This is a genomic window from Streptomyces sp. I05A-00742 (assembly GCF_013055795.1).
Lineage (GTDB): Bacteria > Actinomycetota > Actinomycetes > Streptomycetales > Streptomycetaceae > Streptomyces.
Map to the genome: position 1 here is coordinate 33,935 of NZ_JABETO010000029.1, position 19,766 is coordinate 53,700.

Here is a 19,766-nt window from a genome sequence, read left to right on the forward strand (position 1 = left end):
CCGTATTCGACGGAGCCCCGACGGAAACACCTGTGCCGTTTCCGCCAACCGCTCCCCCTCCGGCGTGCCCGGCCGCCCCCCTTCCCTGTTCCGCCTTGTTCTGCCCTGCTCCGACCCACCGTCATGTTCTGCCGAGACGAACGGAATGACGCGCATGCAGCAGCACGAATCGGTCGCACTCATCGGAATCGGCTGCCGGTTCCCCGGCGGCATCGACTCCCCGGAATCGTTCTGGAATTTCCTCTCCGGCGGCAAGGTGTCCGTCGAATCCACCCCCGAGGACCGCTGGCGCCCCTACACAAAGATCAGTCCGGAGTTCTCGGAGGCCCTGCGCCGCGCCGAGCGGCCGGGCAACTTCATAGGTGACGTGGACGGTTTCGACGCCGAGTTCTTCGGCATCACGCCGCGTGAGGCGGAGTTCATGGACCCGCAGCAGCGGCTCGTCCTCGAAGTGGCGTGGGAGGCGCTGGAGCACGCGGGCATGGCCCCCCGCTCGGTGGCGGGTTCCGACGCCGGCGTCTACATCGGCACCTGCTCGGACGACTACGGGCGCAGGCTGCTGGAGGACCTGCCCCGGATCGAGCCGTGGACGGGCATCGGCGCCCAGCTGACCGGCATCGCCAACCGGGTGTCGCACGTCCTCGACCTGCACGGCCCCAGCTTCGTCCTCGACTCGGCCTGCTCCGCGTCCCTGGTCGCCGTGCACCTGGCCTGCCAGTCCCTGCTCACCGGCGAGACCTCGCTCGCCCTGGCCGGCGGCGTCAACATCATCCTGTCGCCCGCCTACACCCTCACCCTGGAGGCGGCGGGCGCCCTCTCCCCCGACGGCCGCAGCAAGCCGTTCGACGCCGAGGGCGACGGCTACGGGCGTGCCGAGGGCTGCGGCGTCCTGGTGCTCAAGCGGCTGTCGGAGGCCGAGCGGGACGGCGACCGGATCCTCGCGGTGATCCGGGGCTCCGCCGTCGCCCAGGACGGCGCGACCAACGGCATCATGGCCCCCAACCCCGACGCCCAGCGCGATCTGCTCCGTCTCGCCTGGGAGCGCTCGGGCCTGGACCCGGCCACCGCCGGCTACATCGAGGCGCACGGCACCGGCACCCGGCTCGGCGACCCGGTCGAGGCCTCGGGCCTGCACGCCGTGTTCGGCACCGGGCGGCCGGACGGCAAGCCCTGCTGGATCGGCTCGGTGAAGTCCAACATCGGCCACGCGGAGCCCGCTTCCGGGGTCGCCGGCATCATCAAGGCCACCCTGATGCTGCGCGAGGCCGAGCTGGCCGCCACGGTCCTCACCAGCGAGCCGAGCCCCGACATCCCCTGGGACGAGTGGGGGCTGCGGCTGGTCACCGAGCACCAGCCGTGGCCCAAGGGCGGGACCCCGCGCCGGGCGGGCGTCTCCGGGTACGGCTACGGCGGCACCATCGGCCACATCGTCCTCGAAGAGGCGCCCGCCACGGTGGAGGAACCGGCCGCGGAGCCCGACGGCGCCGTCCGCGCGTACCCCCTCTCCTACCGCTCCCGCGCCGGGGTCACCGCCTACGCGCGTCGCCTCGCCGACTGGCTGGAGCAGCACCCCACCACCCCGCTGCCCGCCGTCGGCCACACCCTGGCCACCCGCCGCAGCCACCTGGAGCACCGGGCCACCGTGGTCGCCGACGGCCGCGCCGAACTCGTGGCACGGCTGCGCGAGCTGGCCGCCGACGAGACCGGGGAGCAGCAGCTCGACGGCGTCGTCACCGGTGCCGTCCCCGTCCGGCCGGGGGGTGGTGACCCGGGGACGGTGTGGGTGTTCTCCGGGCACGGCTCGCACTGGTCCGGGATGGGCACCGAACTGCTCGCCACGCGACCGGAGTTCGCGGCCGTCATCGACACGCTGGAGCCGGTGTTCCAGGAGGAGCTGGGCTTCTCGCCCCGGCAGGCCCTGGCCGACGGCGACTTCGAGTCCGTCGACCGCGCCCAGTCCATGATCTTCGCGGTGCAGGTGGGCCTCGCCGAGGTCTGGCGGGCGCACGGCCACCGGCCGTCCGCCGTCATCGGGCACTCGGTGGGCGAGATCGCCGCGGCCGTGGTGGCCGGTGCGCTGAGCCTGGAGGACGGCGCCCGGCTGAGCGGCCGGCGGTCGGCCCTGCTGCGCCGGGTGGCGGGCAGGGGCGCGATGGCCATGGTCGGGCTGCCCTTCGACGAGGTGGCGGCGCGGCTGGCGGACGACGCGCGGATCTCCGCCGCGATCGCCTCCTCGCCCCTGTCCTCGGTGGTCTCCGGCGACGCGGAGGCCGTGGCGGCGCTGGTCCGCGACTGGCAGGCCGAGGGCCTGCCGGTCCGGAACGTCAACTCCGACGTCGCCTTCCACAGCCGGCACATGCTGGAGCTCACGGACGGTCTGCGCGACGGCCTCCAGGAGCTGGCGCCGCGCACCCCCGAGGTCCCGCTCTACACCACGGCCCTCGCCGACCCCCGCTCGGACGCCCCGCACGACGCCGCGTACTGGGTGTCCAACCTGCGCGAACCGGTGCGCCTGGCGGAGGCGGTGACCGCCGCCGTCGAGGACGGGTACCGCCGCTTCCTGGAGGTCTCGCCGCACCCGGTGGTCTCCCACTCGATCAACGAGACCCTGGCCCACCTGGACGTCAACGGCGCCCACGTAGGCCACAGCCTCCGCCGCGACAAGCCCGAACTGCGCACGCTGCTGGCCGCCCTGGGCGGTCTGCACGCCCATGGGGCGGAGATCGACTGGTCGCTCCACCACCCGGCCGCGCACCCGGCCGAACTGCCCCCGATCGTCTGGCAGCACCGCCGCCACTGGCTCGACGCCGTGCTGCCGGCCGCCGCGGTCGTCTCCCACCAGCACGACATCAGCGGCCACACCCTGCTCGGCGCCCCCGTGGACCTCGCCACGGCCAACGGCACCCCGCTGCGCGTCTGGAACACCGTCCTGGACGAGGCCAGCAGGCCCTTCCCCGGCGGTCACTCCCTGCACGGCGCCTCGATCGTGCCCGCGTCCTCGATCATCCACACCTTCCTGGAGGCCGCCCCGGGCGCGGGCGGGAGCAAGGCGCTCTTCGACCTCTCGCTGCGCTTCCCCATCGCCCTGGCCTCGTCCCGCGAGGTGCAGGTGGTGCAGGAGGGGCTGACGCTGCGGCTGAGCACCCGGCCGGTCGGGGCGAAGGGCGGTCCGGGCAACTGGCTGACGCACACCTCCGGTTCGACGATGGCCGACAGCGCCGCTCCGTTCCCGGCCGGCTTCCTGACCGTGCGGGCACCGGAGGACCTGGAGACCGCCGACCCGTCGGTGGTGATCGGACGGCTCGACGCGATCGGCGTCGAGGGCATCGCCTGGCCGTGGGAGGTGCGCGAACTCCTCAAGGGCGAGAACGTCCTGCGCGCCGTGATCCACGCCCCCACCGTGCCCGGTGACCAGACCACCTGGGCGCCGCTGCTGGACGCCGCCCTCGGCGTCGTCCCGGTCATCTACGGCGGCCCGCCCACCGTCCGGATGCCCGCCCACATCCGTGAGGTGCGCGTCGTGGGCGAGGCTCCCGAGACGGGTGTGGTGGACATCCGGCTCGTGGACCCAGAGACGGACACGGTCGACATCGTCATCAGCGACGAGAGCGGCCGGCTCTGCGCCTGGCTGCCGGGCACCCGGTTCGGCGCCCTGCGCTCCGAGGTGCCGGCCGACCGCGCGGCCGCGTCCGAGGCCGAGGCCGCATCGGCCGCCGGGGCGGACGCGGCGGCTCCCGTCGACTGGCGCTCCCTGCCGGCCGACGTCCTCGCCGCCCGTATCGACGAGGAGGTCTGCGGGCGCCTCGCCCGGGAGATGAAGATCCCGACCGCCGAGCTGGACCGCGACCGGCCCCTGACCGACCTCGGCCTCGACTCGGTGATGTCGATGGTCGTCTGCGGCCAGCTGGAGAAGCTGCTCGGCATCCGGCTGCCCGTCACGGTCCTCTGGAACCACCCGACGGCCGGGGGCCTCGCGGCCTACGTGGCCGGCCAGTTGGGCGGGGACGCGTAACCCTTCCCTCTCCCTCCCCCGCACACACGACCGGTCCGTGCTGCGGCGTTTCGACGTCGCGCGCGGGCCGGTCGTCCTTTGCGCGGCGCCCCTTGACAGGGTGTCGGGTCGGCCTGCACTCTCATTTCCGTTGAGTGGACTTCAACTTCCATTATACGGAAAGGCTTTCCTCGTATGCCTCTCCCCGATCACCGGCTCGCCGCCAACCTCTCGCTCCTCTTCACCGAACTCCCCCTCCTGGAACGCCCCGCCGCCGCTGCCGTCGCCGGCTTCACCGCCGTCGAGCTGTGGTGGCCCTGGCCGGGCTCTCCCACTCCGTCGGCCTCTGCACTCGACGCCCTGCGCCGGGCCTTGACCGATGCCGGGACCCGGCTCGTGGGGCTCAACTTCTACGCGGGCCGGCTGCCCGGGCCCGACCGCGGGGCCCTCTCCCTCCCGGGCCGGGAGTCCGAGCGGTTCCGCGCCAACGTCGAGGTGGTGGCGGAGTTCGCCGGTTCACTGGGCTGTACCGGGCTCAACGCGCTGTACGGCAACCGCGTTGCCGGCCTTGATCCCCAGGTGCAGGACGCGCTCGCCCTGGAGAATCTCGTCCTTGCGGCGCGGGCTGCGCACGAGGTCGGGGCCTGCGTCCTGATCGAGGCGCTCAACTCCGTGGAGTCCCCGGACTATCCGCTGGTCACCGCCGACGCGGCGGTCGCGGTCGCCTCGCGGGTCAATGCCGCCACCGGGCTCGGTAACGCCCGCTTTCTGATGGACCTGTACCACCTCGCGGTGGGGGGTGCGGATCTGGACGCCGTCATCGATCGGTACGCGGGTGTGGCCGGGCATGTGCAGTTCGCGGACTTTCCCGGGCGGGGGGAGCCCGGGAGTGGGCGGCTCGATTTTACGGCGTTGGCGGGGAGGTTGCGGGGTGCCGGGTACGGCGGGTGGATCGGGATGGAGTATCGGGCCGCCAGCGGGCGGGTGGGGTGAGGGGTGCCCCGATCCCGCCCTTTCACCGCTTCTTGCGGGGGCAAGCCCCCGCACCCCCGCGAAGCGCGCTGCGCGCGCTGTCCTCAAACGCCGGACGGGCTGGGTTTCGCGCCCGGGCGCACACTTCAGCCCGTCCGGCGTTTGAGGACGCGCGCCGCAGGCGCGCTCACCGGGGGCGCGGGGCCCTCCCCGCAGAAACGGTGAAAGGGAGGGCCCGGGGCACCCCACCCCACCCCCAAACAACCCGCACCCACCCCCCGAAAGGACCCCCATGCCCACCCAACTCCCCAGAATCGCCTGGACAGGCCTCGGCATCATGGGCTCCCCCATGGCCGAAAACCTCCTCAAAGCCGGCTACCCCCTCACCGGCCACACCCTCGAACCGCACAAACTCGACCGCCTCGCCGCCCAAGGCGGCACCCCCGCCACCACCGTGGCGGAAGCCGTCCGCCACGCCGACGTGATCATCACGATGCTCCCGGCGGACGAGGACGTCGAATCGGTCGCCCACGGCGACGGCGGCATCCTGGCGCACGCCCGCCCGGGCGCCCTGCTCATCGACATGTCGACGGTCACCCCACGCACCGCCGTCACCCTCGCCCGCACCGGCGCGGACCACGGCCTGCGCGTCCTGGACGCCCCCGTCTCGGGCGGCGAGGCGGGCGCGATCGAGGGCAACCTGTCGATCATGGTCGGCGGGCACCGGGCGGACTTCGAGGCGGCGCGGCCGCTCTTCGACGTCCTGGGCGGCACGGTGGCGCTGTGCGGCCCGCACGGCGCGGGACAGACGGTCAAGGCGGCGAACCAGCTGATTGTCGCGGCGACGCTTCAGGCGTGCGCGGAGGCGGTGGTCTTCCTGGAGCGTTCCGGGGTGGACCTGGCCACGGCGCTGGACGTGCTGAACGGGGGGCTGGCCGGGTCGGCCGTGCTGAGCCGCAAGAAACACGTGTTCCTGACCCGGGACTTCAGCCCGGGCTTCCGTATCGATCTGCACCACAAGGACATGGGCATCGTGACGTCGGCGGCCCGCGAGGCGGGGGTGGCGCTGCCCCTGGGCGGGCTGGTCGCGCAACTGGTCGCGGCGGTGCGGGCGCAGGGGGACGGCGGGCTCGACCACTCGGCGCTGCTGCGCGGGGTGGAAAGGATGTCGGCCGCATGAGGGCGCCCAGGATCCCCGCCATGCGGGCGGTGGTGCACATTCTGGCGGACGAGGGCGTGGACACCGTCTTCGGCTGCCCGGGCGCGGCGATCCTCCCGCTGTACCAGGCGCTGGAGGCGGACGGCCGCATCGAGCACCTCGTCGTCCGGCACGAGGAGGCCGCGGCGCACATGGCCGACGGGTGGGCCAGGACCAACGGGCGCGTGGGCGTGGCCCTGGCGACCTCGGGTCCGGGCGCGACCAATCTCGTCACCGGCCTCTACACGGCGTTCGCGGACTCGGTCCCGATGGTGTGCGTCACCGGCCAGGCGGTGTCGGGGAAGCTGCACCAGGAGGCGTTCCAGGCGGTGGACATCGTGGCGGTCGCCCGGCCGGTCACCAAGTGGTCCGTGCAGGTCAAGGAGGCGGCTCAGCTCCCGTGGGTGTTCCGCGAGGCGTTCCGCACCGCGCGGGAGGGCAGGCCGGGCCCGGTGCTGGTCGACATCCCGCTGGACGTCGCCCGGCGCGAGATCCCGTACGCGCCGGAGACCGACAGCCGGCTGCCCGTCCGCACCTGCCCACCGCACGGACCGTCCGTCGAGGCCGCCCTCGACCTGCTGCTCGCCGCGGAACGGCCGCTGGTGCTGGCCGGGGGCGGGGTGATCACCGCGGGGGCGGCGGTGGAACTCCGGGCGCTGGTCGAGGAGCTGGGCGTGCCCTTCCAGGTGACGCTGATGGGCAAGGGCGTCGTCGAGGACGACCACGAGCTCAACATGGGCACCACCGGCATCCAGACGTCCCAGCGGTATGCCAACGCCTCGTTCCTCGAAGCGGACTTCGTGCTCGCCGTCGGCGCCCGTTTCGGGGACCGGCACACCGGGGCGGACCTCTCGGTCTACCGGGGGTCGCGCACGTTCGTCCAGGTGGACGTCGAACCCACCCAGCTCGGACGGGTCGTCGGGCCGGACCTCGGGGTCGTCTCCGACGCCCGGGCCTTCCTGGCCGCCCTGCTGGCCGCCGCCCGCGCCCGGGACGCGCGGCCGCGGATCGCGCCGTGGCGGGCCCGGTGTGCCGAGCTGAAGCGGACGCTGGTCCGCCGCGAGGACTTCGACGCGGTCCCGGTCAAGGCGCCCCGCGTGTACAAGGAGATCAACGAGATCTTCGGCGCGGACACGTACTTCGTCACCGCCATCGGGCTCTACCAGATCTGGGGCGGCCAGCATCAGAAGGCCCACCGGCCCCGGCACTACCAGGTCTGCGGCCAGGCCGGGCCGCTCGGCTGGGAGCTGCCGGCCGCGATCGGCGTCAAGAAGGCCCTGGAGGGCATGGGCCGGGGCGGTACCGAGGTCGTCGGCGTCGTCGGGGACTACGGGTTCCAGTACACGGTCGAGGAACTGGCCGTGGCCGCCCAGTACGCCGTCCCCTTCGTACTGATCATGCTCAACAACGAGTACCTGGGCCTCATCCGTCAGGCGTCCCTCCCCTACGCCATGAACTACCAGGTCGACATCCACTACGACGAGACCGGCACCGATCACGTCAAGATCATGGAGGCGTACGGCTGTTCAGGGCGGCGGGTCGTCCGGCCCGGCGACATCCGCCCTGCCATCGAGTGGGCGCGCGAGGAAGCGGTCGCCACCTCGCGTCCGGTCCTGGTCGAGATCATGATCGAGCGCGAGGCCAACACCCCGCACGGCACCGACATCGACGCCGTGCGGGAGTACGAGCCGCTCCCCGCGCCGTGAAACCTCCGGACGGCGGCGCACCACATCCCGGGTCGCGCCGCGGCGCCGCCGTCCGGAACCCGCCTTCTGCCATTCGCGCCCCCGGCGGCATCCGCATCGTGGACTATGGAGTGCCTCAGTCCTACGGACCTGTTCGCTGGAGCCGACATGGCCAAGAGCGTGCCGGTGCACTGCCCGACGTGCGGCCGGGAGCACCCGTTCACTCCGCCCACCTATCCCTGCGCCTGTGGCGCTCCCCTCACCCTGCCCGTGCCGCCCGGCGCCGACCCGCAGTTGGTCGTCCACCGGACCTGGCGGAACGGCTGGGTCGCCGTCCGCTGCGGAGGCTGCGGGCGTCAGGGCCAGTGGCCCAGACCGGAGTTCGACTGCTCCTGCGGGGCCGTGGTCCAGCTGCCCGTGGAGCCCGCCCCTCCGGTGCCCGGCGCCGAGGCCCGTACGGCCGCCCGGCGCCCGGTCCGTCCCGCCTTCCGCCCGGTCGCCATCCGCACGGAGCGCGACGCCGTCACGGCGGCGCAGCGTTATCTGCGCTGGCTCGGTTTCACCCAGGTGCGGCGGCCGGACCGGCCGGCGGGCACGGGGGTCGTCGATCTACGGGCCACCGGGCTCGTCGTCCGGGTGGACCCCACGACGCTGCCCACGACGACGCGGGACGTCGAGTGCCTGTGGCTGCACGCCCTGGCCGGTGACGCGACCGGCGTCTGCTTCTCCCTCGCGGGCTATACGACCGAGGCCCGGTCCCGCGCGGACGGGTTCGCACTCCCCCTGTTCGTCATGGACCTCACGGGAGCGCCGCGCGCGCTCAACGACTGTGCGGAGGACCTGGTACGGCGGCGCTGACGCCCCTCACCGCCGGTCCTCACCCGTGCTGTTCCGCCACCTGCCCGAGGGCGATGACGTGGTTCACCGTCACCGCCGCTTCCTGCTTCCACGCCTCCAGTGCCTCCTTGCCCGAGGTGACGACGTCGTCGAGGAAGAAGCCGGCCCGGGCGGTGGACGGTTCACCGGCCGGGGTCTGCGCGGTCTTCCGCGCGGGGGTCGAGAGCACGCCCAGGAACGCGGCGGCTCGGAGGGTCATTACGGCGACGTCGCGCATGAAGTACCTCTAATCCGCTCATCGGCTGAGACACATCACGACTGCCCTCGGCGTTACGGCGACATGCCGTGCATCACCCGCACGAGGTCGTCACGGAAACATCAAAACGTTTCCCCGGTTGTGAGTTCGGGGCCCCCGAGGATCATGTCCTCACGCACAGCATCCCCGTGGGCACCTCCCGGCAAAACGATCCACCGCGCACTTCACCCAACTGAGGGAAAACCGGGGGAAAGTCAGAGAGAAGCAGAAAAGAGCCGGAAAGCGGAACAGGACGGTCAGCGCACACCGGCCGTCCCCCGCAGCTCCCGGACGAGTTCCCGGACCGCCGCGCTCCGCGCCAGTTCCGGCGTCGTCACATAGCCGACGCTGCGCGTGGGCCGCCGCGGCCCCAGGTCCGTCACGGCCACCGAGGGCGGGACGACGGCCAGCGACAGGGCCGGCATCACGGCCATGCCCAGCCCCTGGGCCACCATGGACAGCACCACGCTGTCGTCCTCCGCCTCGATGGTGGCCCGCGGGATCCAGTCCTGCTCGGCCCACCAGGCCCGGGTGTACGAGCCGCAGTTCTCGGCCCAGTCGACGAGCGGCAGCGTCCGGGGGGCGGGGTGGCCGGCCGGGTGGACGAGGGCGTACGGCTCCGAGACGAGCGACGCCGAGACGAGCCCCGGGGGCAGTGCCTGAGTCCCGTCGAGCGTGGCGATGCCCAGGTCGGCACGGCCGTCCGCGACCTCCCCCGCCGTGCCGCGGCCGATCTCCCGGACGATCCGCACCTCGGGCGCGAGCCCCGGGTGCCGGGCCGCGAGCCGGGCCAGCGCGGCGGGCAGGAGGTGGGCCGCGGCGCTGCGGAAGGCGGCGATCCGCAGCGGTCCCGTGAGCCCCTCGGGCCCCGCCCCCCGGGTCTCCGCGCCCATCGTCTCCAGCAGCCGCAGGATGCGGCGGGCCCTGGCCACGGCCCGGGCCCCGGCCTCCGTCGGCCGGGCGCCGTGCCGGCCGCGGTCGAACAGCACGGCCCCGAGCCTGCGCTCACAGGTGCGTACGGCGTGCGAGACGGCAGACTGGGACAGGCCCAGCCGCTCCCCGGCGGCGGTGAAGGTGCCCGTCTCGTCCACGGCGACCAGCACGCGGAGCTCCGGGAGGGTGGGTTCGTTCTGCTCGTTCCGTGACACCCCCGGAATCTACGTCCATGAACGCCATTCATGGAAATCGTCCATCCATCGATCCTGGCGGCTGGGACGCCGTCGGCGCCCGGCCTACGGTTGCGCCCATGACCAGCACTCTTCGCTCCGTACACCTGGTGGCCCGCCCGCAGGGCATGCCCACCGCCGACCACTTCGCCTTCGTCGAGGAGCCGCTGCCCGCGGTGCTCCCCGGCACCGCGCTGGTGGAGAACCTCCTGCTGTCCGTCGACCCCTACATGCGCGAGGCCATGGACACGGAGTGGGAGCTGAACGCCCCGCTGGAGGGCCGGTCGATCGGCCGGGTCCTGGAGTCCCGCGACCCCGCCCTGGCCGTCGGCGACCTGGTCTTCCACCGGGAGGGCTGGCGCACCCACGCCCTGGTCTCGACGGCGGAGGGCGCCCGGGTGCTGCCGCGCCACGACGGCGTACCGCTGAGCGCCTGGCTCGGGCTGCTGGGCGGTACGGGCCTCAGCGCCTACGTCGGCCTCACCCGGATCGCCCAGGTCCGGCCCGGCGACACCGTCTTCATCTCGGCGGCCGCCGGCGGTGTGGGGAGCACCGCCGGGCAGCTCGCCCGGCTGCTGGGCGCGGGCCGGGTGATCGGCAGCGCCGGGTCGGCGGCCAAGGTCGCGCACCTCGTGGACGACCTCGGTTTCGACGCCGCCTTCGACTACCACGACGGGCCGGTGGCCGAGCAGTTGGCGAAGGCGGCCCCGGACGGCATCGACGTCTACCTGGACAACGTCGGCGGCGACCACCTTGAGGCGGCCATCGCCTCGATGCGCCAGCACGGCCGGATCGCCTGGTGCGGGGCGGTGGCCCAGTACAACAGCGCCGAGCCGCCGCCGGCGCCGCGCAACCTCTACGACATCGTCGAGAAGACCATCCGCCTGGAGGGCTTCCTGGTGCGCCAGCACGGGGACGCGCAGGCGGAGTGGGAGGACTTCCTCGTCCCGCACCTCCAGGCGGGGCGGGTGGTGCAGGACGAGACGGTGGTGGACGGGTTCGACCGGATCGTGGAGGCGTTCCAGGGGATGCTGGCGGGCCGGAACACGGGCAAGATGCTCGTCCGGACGGCCGCGGCGTAGGGGTGCCCCGGTCCCGCCCTTTCACCGTTTCTTGCAGGGGCTGCGCCCCCGCACCCCCGGTGAGCGCGCCTGCGGCGCGCGTCCTCAATCGCCGGACGGGCTATTCAGCCCGTCCGGCGATTGAGGACCTCGCGGCGAAGCCGCGATGCCGGGGTCCGGGGCAGCGCCCCGACGTTCAGCCCGTCCGGCGTTTGAGGACGCCGCGCGCAGCGCGGCTCAAGGGGTCCGGGCCCTCCCGGGAAACGGTGAAAGGGAGCGACCGGGGCCGGGCTACCGCACCCCCGCCCCCTCCAGCAGCGCCACCGCCTCCTCCCGCAGCTCCACCTTCCGCACCTTCCCGCTCACCGTCATCGGGAAGGTATCCATGACCCGCAGGTACCGCGGCACCTTGTAATGCGCCAGCCGCCCGCGGCAGTACCGCGCCAGTTCGTCCCGGCTGAGGCCCCCGGCCCCCTCGCGGAGGATGACGCAGGCCATGATCTCCTCGCCCATCCGCTCGTCGGGCACCCCGATGACCTGGACGTCGGCGATCTTCGGGTGGGTGTGGAGGAACTCCTCGACCTCCCGGGGGTAGACGTTCTCGCCACCCCTGATGATCATGTCCTTGCTGCGGCCGACGATCCGGACGTAGCCCTCCTCGTCCATCACCCCGAGGTCGCCCGTGTGCATCCAGCGGTCCGCGTCGATCGCCTCCGCCGTCCGCTCGGGATCGTTCCAGTAGCCGAGCATCACCGAGTAGCCGCGGGTGCACAGCTCGCCCGGCTCGCCGCGGGGGACGGTGGCGCCGGACTCCGGGTCCACGATCTTCACCTCGATGTGCGGGAGCACCCGGCCGACCGTGCCCGTCCGGCGGTCCAGGTCGTCGTCGCGCCGGGTCTGGGTGGACACCGGGGAGGTCTCGGTCATCCCGTAGCAGATCGTGACCTCCTCCATGTGCATCTCGGCGACGACCCGCTTCATCACCTCGGCGGGGCAGGGCGAGCCCGCCATGATGCCGGTGCGGAGCGACGAGAGGTCGTAGGTGGCGAAGTCCGGCAGGTCCAGCTCGGCGATGAACATGGTGGGGACGCCGTAGAGCGAGGTGCACCGTTCGCGTTCGACGGCGTGCAGGGTGGCGGTGGGGTCGAAGGAGGGGGCGGGGATGACGACGCAGGCGCCGTGGGAGGTGGCCGCGAGATTGCCCATGACCATGCCGAAGCAGTGGTAGAAGGGGACGGGCAGGGCGATGCGGTCCTCTTCGGTGTAGCCCAGCGTCTCCCCGACGAAATAACCGTTGTTGAGGATGTTGTGGTGCGAGAGGGTGGCGCCCTTGGCGAAGCCCGTGGTGCCCGAGGTGTACTGGATGTTGACGGGGTCGTGGGGGTTCAGCCTGGCCTCGCGCTCGGCGAGCCGCTCGCGCGGGATCCCGGTGCCGAGCCGGACCAGGCCGGTCCACGTCGGGTCGTCGAAGTAGACGACGTCGCGCAGCGCGGGGCAGTCCGCGCGGACCTGCTCGACCATCCGCCGGTAGTCACTCGACTTGTACGCCACGGCCGACACCAGCACCGAGACGCCGGACTGCCGCAGGACGTAGGCCAGTTCATGGACCCGGTAGGCCGGGTTGATATTGACCATGACGGCGCCGATACGGGCGGTGGCGTACTGGACGATCATCCACTCCGGGCAGTTGACGGACCAGATGCCGACCCGGTCGCCCTGGGCCACCCCCTTGGCGAGCAGCCCCAGCGCGACCTCCTCGACGGCCCGGCCGAACTCCGCGTAGGTCCACCGCCGCCCGCCCTGGACGTCGACGAGCGCCTCGCGTTCGCCGAAGAGCGCGACGGACCGGTCGAGACTGGCGCCGATGGTCTCTCGAAGCAGGGGGGTGTCGACGGGGCCGCCCGCGTACGAGGGTGTGCTCACCGGTGGTCTTCCTCTCTGAATTCGGTGCCGCCTCCCTGCGCGGTGCGTTCACGCAGTTCGATGCGGCGGATCTTGCCGGACACGGTCTTGGGCAGCTCGGCGAACTCCAGCCGGCGGATGCGCTTGTACGGGGCGAGGACGGCGCGCGAGTGCGCGAACAGCGCCTTCGCGGTCACCGGACCCGGCTCCCAGCCCTCGGCGAGGACGACGTACGCCTTGGGCACGGAGAGCCGCAGCGGGTCGGGGGCCGGTACGACGGCGGCCTCCGCGACGGCCTCGTGCTCCAGCAGCGCGCTCTCCAGCTCGAAGGGCGAGATCTTGTAGTCGCTGGACTTGAACACGTCGTCGGCGCGGCCGATGTAGGTGATGTAGCCGTCGGCGTCCCGCGAGCCGATGTCGCCGGTGCGGTAGTACCCGCCGGCCATCGCCTCGGCGGTGCGCGCGGGGTCGCCGGCGTAGCCGGTCATCAGGCCGACGGGACGGTCGGCGAGGTCGAGGCAGATCTCGCCCTCGTCGGCCGGCTCACCGGTGACCGGGTCGAGGAGGACGACCGTGAAGCCGGGGCTCGGGCGGCCCATGGAGCCGGTCTTGAGCGGCTGGCCGGGCGGGTTGGCGACCTGGACGGAGGTCTCGGTCTGCCCGAAGCCGTCGCGGATCGTCACGCCCCAGGCGCGCCGGACGGCCTCGATAACCTCCGGGTTGAGGGGTTCGCCGGCCGCCACCGCCTCGCGCGGTGGGGTGCGCAGGGCGCTCAGGTCGGCCTGGATGAGCATGCGCCACACCGTGGGCGGGGCGCAGAAGCTCGTCACGCCGCAGCGGTCCATCTCGGCCAGGAGGCGGGAGGCGTCGAAGCGGGTGTAGTTGTGCACGAAGACCGTCGCCCCGGCGTTCCAGGGCGCGAAGAAGTTGGACCACGCGTGTTTGGCCCAGCCGGGCGAGGAGATGTTGAGGTGCACGTCGCCTGGGCGCAGCCCGATCCAGTACATCGTGGTCAAGTGGCCGATGGGGTACGAGGCGTGGGTGTGCTCGACGAGCTTGGGGCGGGCGGTGGTGCCGGAGGTGAAGTACAGGAGCAGGGGGTCGTCGGCGCGGGTGGGGCCGTCGGGGACGAAGCCCTCGTCGTCGCCGTCCTCGCGGTCCGGGCCGTCCTCGTACGCGAGCCAGCCGGACGGCGGGGTGCCACCGACGGCGATCCGGGTGTACTCGCCCGGGACCTCGGCGAACTTGCCGGTGTCGGCGGTCCGGACGACGACGTGCCGGGCCCCGCCGCGGCCGATGCGGTCGGCGAGGTCGGCGGGGCCGAGCAGTGGGGTGGCGGGGATGACGACGGCCCGCAGCTTCATCGCGGCGAGCATGGTCTCCCACAGTTCGGCCTGGTTGCCGAGCATGACGACGATGCGGTCACCGGCCCGTACGCCGCGCTCGCGCAGCCGGCGGGCGACGCGGTCGGAGCGGCGGCGCAGGGTGTCGAAGGACAGCTTCGTCTCGCCGCCGTCCTCCTCCACGATCCACAGGGCGGTGCTCCCGTTGCCGCGGGCCAGCGGATCGAACCAGTCCAGCGCCCAGTTGAACTCCTCCGGCCGGGGCCAGACGAAGCCCTCGCGGGCCGCTCGGTAGTCCTCCCGGTGGGCGAGCAGGAAGTCCCTCGCCTGCCGGAAGGCGTCCGGTCCGGCCGACGCCGGTGCTCCAGCCGTGTTCTGTGCCGCCACGTGTCCTCCAGGTTGCGCGCGAGCCGTCGATCCGCAGGTGAGCATCGTGCGACGGTGATCGAAGACCTTCCAGCCCCCGGCAGGGGTGTCCGCGCGTCGCGAACACGGGATTCCACGGGATTACCGTCCCGTTCCAGTTCTTCCGAATTTTTTGCCCGCCTATGGCAGCGTGGTAGTGGGACCCGGCGCACGGGAGGGGCGCACACCCGGCGCACGGAATCACGACGGTCGGTCGCATGTCCGGGGCGCCCACCGCCGGCGGCCGCTCGGCCGGGCACGGTGCGAACATCCCGTCAACGTGCCGTCAAGGCTGCCCGGGCCGGGGTCAACAGGCTGTCAAGGAAACGGTCGTCCGGACCCCGGTCGGGCATACCGTGAGCAGCGCGGCGCTCCGGCCGAACCTCCGGTGATCCGCTGTTCCGTCGCATGGTTTCCCCCCGGTTCACTTGTCCCTCATCCTTCCCGAGGATCGTCATGCATGTAAACCGAACCCCCGCCGAAGCGGCCGCCGTGGCGGCCGTGACGGCCGCCCACAGCCCCGCGGCCGACGGCGGGGAGTCCTCCGAAGAGCCCTCCCATCCGGGCGGGGCGGTGCCACCGCCCGTCGTGCTGTACGTGCCCGTGCGCCCCTGCCCCGTCGGCTTCGCGCTCCGCGTCTTCCGCACCCCCCTCGGCGTCCGGACGGCCGTCGCCTTCACCACCCCCGGGCGGCTCGCCGCCTGTCTGGGCCGGCACCAGCCGGCCGTCCGGCTCGCCCTGCCCGCCGTACGGGCGCTCGCCGCGCCCCTCGGCGTCACCCTGGTCTCCGTGGACCCCCAGCTGACCGCCCCCGCGGTCCGGCCGTCCCCCGACGGCCCGGCGCCCGCGCCCCTGCTGCCCACGCTCCCCGGCTGATCCCCCGGGCCCCGTCCACCGCCGGCCCCGGCCGGGGGCGGTGTGCTCCCCGCCCCCGGCCGGGGCCCTTCCGACCGACCAGGAACCCGCAGGCACCCGAAGGAAGTCCCGTGTCCCTCCCCCTCGCCCCGCTGCCGCCCGCACCCCGCGCGCCCGAGTCCCCGGCGCCGCTCTGGCCCGCCTCCACCGCCACCCCGCCCTCCGGCGGTCTTGCCGTCGGCGGCATCCCTCTCACCGAACTCGCCGACCGCTTCGGCACCCCCGCGTACGTCCTCGACGAGGACGAGGTCCGCGCCCGGGCCCGCGCCTGGCGCGCCGCCCTCCCGGACGCCGAGATCGCCTACGCGGGCAAGGCGTTCCTCTCCCGCGCGATGATCCGCTGGATCGACGAGGAGGGGCTGAGCCTCGACGTCTGCTCCGCCGGGGAGCTCGCCCTGGCCGCCCACGCCGGCTTCCCCGCCGAGCGCGTCATCCTGCACGGCAACGCCAAGAGCCCCGCCGACCTGCGCCTCGCCCTCCGCCTCGGCGTGGGCCGGATCGTCCTCGACAGCCTCGGCGAGATCCCCCGGCTCGCCGCCCTCGTCCCGCCCGGGGAGCGCCGCCGGGTGCTCCTCCGGGTCGTCCCGGGGGTCGAGGCCGGTGCGCACGCCGCCGTCCGCACGGGTGTCGAGGGCCAGAAGTTCGGGCTCCCCGTCGCGGGCGGGGAGGCCGAGGAGGCCGTCGCGCGCGTCCTCGCGCAGCCCGGGCTCGAACTCGCCGGTCTGCACTGCCACCTGGGTTCCCAGATCACCTCGACCGGCCCCTACGCCGTCGCCGTGCGGAAGCTCGTCGCCCTCCTCGCCCGGCTCCGCGACCGGCACGGCGTCACCTTCCCCGAGCTCGACCTGGGCGGCGGCTTCGCCATCGCCTACCGGCCCGGCGACCCCGCCGTCGACCCGGCCGCCTACGCCGACCGCGTCACCGCCGAACTCGCCCTCCGCTGCGCCCACGCCGACCTCCCCGTCCCCCGCCTGATCATCGAGCCCGGCCGCTGGATAGCCGGCCCCGCCGGCGTCGCCCTCTACCGCGTCCTCTCCCTCAAGACCACCGGCACCCACACCTTCGTCGCCGTCGACGGCGGCATGAGCGACAACCCCCGCCCCGCCCTCTACGGCGCCCGCTACACCGTCCACCTCGCCAACCGCTCCTCCTCCGCGCCCGCCCGAGCCGTGACCGTCGTGGGCCGCCACTGCGAGGCCGGCGACGTCCTCGCCGAGGGCGTTCCCCTTCCCGGGGACCTTCGTCCGGGCGACCTGCTCGCGGTGCCGGCGTCGGGTGCCTACCACCTGTCGATGGCTTCCGGCTACAACCAGGTCGGCCGCCCGCCGGTGGTTGCCGTTTCGGAGGGGCGGGCGCGGCTGCTGGTGCGGCGGGAGACGGTGGAGGATCTGCGGAGCAGGGATGTGGGGGTGTAGGGGGGTGCCCCGGTCCCTCCCTTTCACCGTTTCTTGCGGGGGCAAGCCCCCGCACCCCCGAGCACGCCTGCGGCGCGCGTCCTCAAACGCCGGACGGGCTGAATCAGCCCGTTGGGGGTGCCCCCTCTGGGGGAGGGACCGGGGCCAACTCACAGCTCCCGCGCCACCGCGCGCATCAGGGCCCGGGACCCGTCCCGATCGAGCGCCGCGGACTCCATCCACGCAAGCTGCGCCCGACACTTGGCCAACTGCAACTCCGCATGCCAGAACAGCGGCCCCAGCTCAGAATCCAACTGCGCCGTATCCAACTGCCGCACCGCCCCCTCCGCATACACCAGCGCATGCCCCGCCCCGGGAAACGCCCCACTCGCCAGCGGCACCACCCGCAGCACGAGATGCTCCCGCTCGGACATCTCGGCCAGATACTCCAGCTGCCGCCGGGTCACCTCACGGCCCCCGAACTGCGTCCGCAGCGCGGTCTCGTGGATGTAACCGACGTAGTCCAGCGGCCGGTCGCCGTGGAGGACCCGCGCCCGTTCCATGCGGAAGGCGACGCGGAGCTCCACCTCCAGCCGGCTGAGCGGCGGCAGCACGGCGGCGAAGATCGAGCGGGCGTAGTCCTCGGTCTGGAGGAGCCCGGGAAGGTGCATGACCTGCGAGGTCAGGACCCGCTCGGCGTGCCACTCCAGCTCGGCGATGTCGAGCATGCCGGGCGGCAGGTCGGCCCGGTACCGCTCCCACCAGCCGTGTTTGCGGTCGGTGGCCATGTCGGTGAGGGCCTCGATGTACCGCTCGTCGGAACACGCGTAGTTGCAGGCGAGGATGCGCAGGCGCTCGGGGGAGACGACGCGTGTCCCCGACTCCATGTGCGAGATCTTCGTACGGTCGACGCCGAGCAGGCGAGCGGCGTAGTCGGTGGAAACCCCGGCCGCGGTGCGCATCTTGCGCAGCTCGCTCCCCAGCCTCTTCTGACGTTCGGTGGGTGTCGTTCTGGGCGGCATGTGCCTTTCCTACTGGGTTCGGAGCCCGCCCCGCCCGGAGCGCCCGTCTCTTCACCCGATGGAGGCACGAGCCACCCCGGGCGTGGCACGGGTGCCACGGGCGCTCCGGGGTGCCCGCCGCCGGAAGGGCTCACAGCTCGCGGCGCATACACACCCGGGGCCACCGGTCCAGACCGTGCGCGGCCTCCCGGGCGCGGATCGCGCGGAGCCCGGGGGTGAGGTCGTCGTCGGACAGCCGGCGGAAGCCGCAGCGCTCGTAGTAGGGCGCGTTCCACGGGACGTCGGTGAAGGTGGTCAGGGTCAGGGCGGGGATTCCCGCCGCGCGGGCGCCGGCCGCCAGGTGGTCGAGGAGGGCGCGCCCGATGCCCCGGCGGGCGGTGTCCGGGTGCACGGAGACCTGCTCGACGTGCAGGTTCCCGTCGACGGGGTCGGCGAGGAGGTAGGCCACCGGTCCGTCGCCGAGGTCCGCCACCCACGCCCGGCCGTCCCGCCGGTACCGCTCCAGCCGGTCGAGGGGGAGCGGCTCGTCCTCGGCGATCTCGGCCATGCCGGTCCCGTGGAAGAGCAGACCCGCGGCGCGCTCGATGTCCTGGAGGAGCGGGAGTTCGGCCGGGGCGGGGTGGCGCAGGTGCACGGGACGCATGGGATCAGTGTGATCGGTGTGCCCCGGCCCGTCGAACCGATTCCGCCCGCCGGGCGGCGGACTGCGGCCGGTTGACTCCGGCCCACCGGCCCACCATCATGAGCCGTCAACTGAACAAGACAGGTCAGCGCCGTGGTGGTCGGTGGGTGCGCTGGCCGAGCCCGCTCTGTCCCGGGCCCGGCCGCACGCCCGTACCGCACGGGCCCCGCGTCGCCGGTCCGGGAAGAGCCCGACCCGACGGGAGAACCCGTGACCCACCGACCTGCCGACGCCTCCTCCGCGTCAGACCCCTCGTCCTCCGAGTGGGCCGACCAAACACGCGGCCTCATCGACGGCTTCTTCGCCGCCCTCACCGACGCCCACCCCGCACGGACCGGCCTGGACGCGCGGCTGCGCGAACGGCACGCCCACCTCCTCGACACCCAGCGGCGCCGCGTCGTCGACGAGCCGTCCCGGTACCACCTGGCGCTCACCCTCGCCGTGGTGGCCGCGTACGAGGAGCTCTCCCCCGGCACTACCGACGAGGAACTGCTGCCCCTCCTGGAGAAGGCGTTCGTCGAACCGCTCCGGCCCGAGATGCTGGCGGGCGTCGGCGCGGCGCTGGACGCCTCGCCCGACCCCTTCGCCACGATGGTCGGGTACAGCAGGCAGCGCGAACAGGGCTACTTCGGCAGCACCTTCACCTTCAGCCACCCGCGGGACGACGACGAGGTCCATGTCGCCCAGGTCGAGCACTGCTTCTACCACGAGGTGCTGGAGGCGAACGGCGTCGCCCGGCTCACCCCGGTCCTCTGCGCCTTCGACGCCAACTGGATCGACGCCATCGACCCGGAGCGGCACGCCTTCGCCTTCGAGCGGCCCACCACCATCGGACACGGCGGTCCGCACTGCCCCTTCCGGTTCCTCCGCACGACCTCCGGCGGCGGGCGGTAGCAGG

15 protein-coding genes are annotated in these 19,766 nt (G+C 73.2%); 9 read left to right on the forward strand and 6 right to left on the reverse strand.

The window, feature by feature from the left end:
* Positions 1–154: 154 nt before the first annotated feature.
* The 5 genes from HN013_RS23680 (at position 155) to HN013_RS23700 (ending at position 8,704) form a co-directional block, all read left to right on the forward strand.
* A complete protein-coding gene (locus HN013_RS23680; RefSeq protein ID WP_212764725.1) occupies positions 155–4,012 on the forward strand; it encodes a type I polyketide synthase in 3,858 nt (1,285 codons plus the stop codon).
* Between the two features lie 174 nt (positions 4,013–4,186).
* Positions 4,187–4,984, forward strand: a complete 798-nt coding sequence (locus HN013_RS23685; protein ID WP_171169505.1) for a TIM barrel protein — start codon at positions 4,187–4,189, stop codon at positions 4,982–4,984.
* A 271-nt stretch (positions 4,985–5,255) separates the two neighbouring features.
* Complete coding sequence (locus HN013_RS23690) at positions 5,256–6,143, forward strand: 2-hydroxy-3-oxopropionate reductase (RefSeq protein ID WP_171169507.1); 888 nt, start codon at positions 5,256–5,258, stop codon at positions 6,141–6,143.
* Positions 6,140–7,867 (forward strand): glyoxylate carboligase, encoded by a 1,728-nt coding sequence (gene gcl, locus HN013_RS23695; RefSeq protein WP_171169509.1) that lies wholly within the window; start codon positions 6,140–6,142, stop codon positions 7,865–7,867. Before HN013_RS23690 ends, gcl begins: the two co-directional genes overlap by 4 nt.
* Before the next feature lie 147 nt (positions 7,868–8,014).
* Positions 8,015–8,704 (forward strand): hypothetical protein, encoded by a 690-nt coding sequence (locus HN013_RS23700; protein ID WP_171169511.1) that lies wholly within the window; start codon positions 8,015–8,017, stop codon positions 8,702–8,704.
* 19 nt (positions 8,705–8,723) lie between these two features.
* Here the strand turns inward: HN013_RS23700 and HN013_RS23705 are convergent, their stop codons facing one another.
* Positions 8,724–8,942 (reverse strand): hypothetical protein, encoded by a 219-nt coding sequence (locus HN013_RS23705; RefSeq protein ID WP_171169513.1) that lies wholly within the window; start codon positions 8,940–8,942, stop codon positions 8,724–8,726.
* Positions 8,943–9,235: 293 nt separating this feature from the next.
* A complete protein-coding gene (locus HN013_RS23710) occupies positions 9,236–10,126 on the reverse strand; it encodes a LysR family transcriptional regulator (protein WP_171169515.1) in 891 nt (296 codons plus the stop codon).
* Positions 10,127–10,224: 98 nt separating this feature from the next.
* Here HN013_RS23710 and HN013_RS23715 point away from each other — a divergent pair, with 98 nt between their 5' ends.
* Positions 10,225–11,226, forward strand: coding sequence for an NADP-dependent oxidoreductase (locus HN013_RS23715; RefSeq protein WP_171169517.1), 1,002 nt, complete (start codon positions 10,225–10,227; stop codon positions 11,224–11,226).
* Between the two features lie 270 nt (positions 11,227–11,496).
* On the opposite strand, the gene HN013_RS23720 is transcribed toward HN013_RS23715, so the two are convergent.
* The gene (locus tag HN013_RS23720) at positions 11,497–13,128 is read right to left on the reverse strand and encodes an AMP-binding protein (RefSeq protein WP_171169519.1); all 1,632 of its coding nucleotides are present in this window, start codon (positions 13,126–13,128) and stop codon (positions 11,497–11,499) included.
* The gene (locus HN013_RS23725; protein WP_398980601.1) at positions 13,125–14,882 is read right to left on the reverse strand and encodes an AMP-binding protein; all 1,758 of its coding nucleotides are present in this window, start codon (positions 14,880–14,882) and stop codon (positions 13,125–13,127) included. The genes HN013_RS23720 and HN013_RS23725 overlap by 4 nt, the downstream gene beginning before the upstream one ends.
* Positions 14,883–15,311: 429 nt before the next feature.
* Here HN013_RS23725 and HN013_RS23730 point away from each other — a divergent pair, with 429 nt between their 5' ends.
* Positions 15,312–15,731 (forward strand): SAV_915 family protein, encoded by a 420-nt coding sequence (locus HN013_RS23730; RefSeq protein ID WP_249375313.1) that lies wholly within the window; start codon positions 15,312–15,314, stop codon positions 15,729–15,731.
* Positions 15,732–15,841: 110 nt separating this feature from the next.
* Complete coding sequence (lysA, locus tag HN013_RS23735) at positions 15,842–17,185, forward strand: diaminopimelate decarboxylase (RefSeq protein ID WP_171169522.1); 1,344 nt, start codon at positions 15,842–15,844, stop codon at positions 17,183–17,185.
* Positions 17,186–17,334: 149 nt separating this feature from the next.
* Here lysA and HN013_RS23740 read toward each other — a convergent pair whose 3' ends face one another.
* On the reverse strand, positions 17,335–18,186 hold the full coding sequence (locus tag HN013_RS23740) for a helix-turn-helix transcriptional regulator (protein ID WP_171169524.1): 852 nt from the start codon (positions 18,184–18,186) through the stop codon (positions 17,335–17,337).
* Between the two features lie 130 nt (positions 18,187–18,316).
* Entirely contained in the window at positions 18,317–18,829 is a 513-nt protein-coding gene (locus tag HN013_RS23745; protein ID WP_171169526.1) for a GNAT family N-acetyltransferase, read from the reverse strand.
* 249 nt (positions 18,830–19,078) lie between these two features.
* On the opposite strand from HN013_RS23745, the gene HN013_RS33210 reads away from it, so the two are divergent.
* Positions 19,079–19,762: an L-2-amino-thiazoline-4-carboxylic acid hydrolase gene (locus HN013_RS33210; RefSeq protein ID WP_171169529.1), complete on the forward strand. Its 684-nt coding sequence runs from the start codon at positions 19,079–19,081 to the stop codon at positions 19,760–19,762.
* The last annotated feature ends 4 nt before the right edge of the window (positions 19,763–19,766 follow it).

Excerpts from the sequence above, each read along its gene's own strand:
- HN013_RS23680 (WP_212764725.1), top strand. The coding sequence starts at position 155 with ATGCAGCAGCACGAATCGGTCGCACTCATCGGAATCGGCTGCCGGTTC.
- HN013_RS23685 (WP_171169505.1), top strand. The coding sequence starts at position 4,187 with ATGCCTCTCCCCGATCACCGGCTCGCCGCCAACCTCTCGCTCCTCTTC.
- HN013_RS23690 (WP_171169507.1), top strand. The coding sequence starts at position 5,256 with ATGCCCACCCAACTCCCCAGAATCGCCTGGACAGGCCTCGGCATCATG.
- gcl (WP_171169509.1), top strand. The coding sequence starts at position 6,140 with ATGAGGGCGCCCAGGATCCCCGCCATGCGGGCGGTGGTGCACATTCTG.
- HN013_RS23700 (WP_171169511.1), top strand. The coding sequence starts at position 8,015 with ATGGCCAAGAGCGTGCCGGTGCACTGCCCGACGTGCGGCCGGGAGCAC.
- HN013_RS23705 (WP_171169513.1), bottom strand. The coding sequence starts at position 8,942 with ATGACCCTCCGAGCCGCCGCGTTCCTGGGCGTGCTCTCGACCCCCGCG.
- HN013_RS23715 (WP_171169517.1), top strand. The coding sequence starts at position 10,225 with ATGACCAGCACTCTTCGCTCCGTACACCTGGTGGCCCGCCCGCAGGGC.
- HN013_RS23725 (WP_398980601.1), bottom strand. The coding sequence starts at position 14,882 with ATGCTCACCTGCGGATCGACGGCTCGCGCGCAACCTGGAGGACACGTG.
- HN013_RS23730 (WP_249375313.1), top strand. The coding sequence starts at position 15,312 with ATGCATGTAAACCGAACCCCCGCCGAAGCGGCCGCCGTGGCGGCCGTG.
- HN013_RS23740 (WP_171169524.1), bottom strand. The coding sequence starts at position 18,186 with ATGCCGCCCAGAACGACACCCACCGAACGTCAGAAGAGGCTGGGGAGC.
- HN013_RS23745 (WP_171169526.1), bottom strand. The coding sequence starts at position 18,829 with ATGCGTCCCGTGCACCTGCGCCACCCCGCCCCGGCCGAACTCCCGCTC.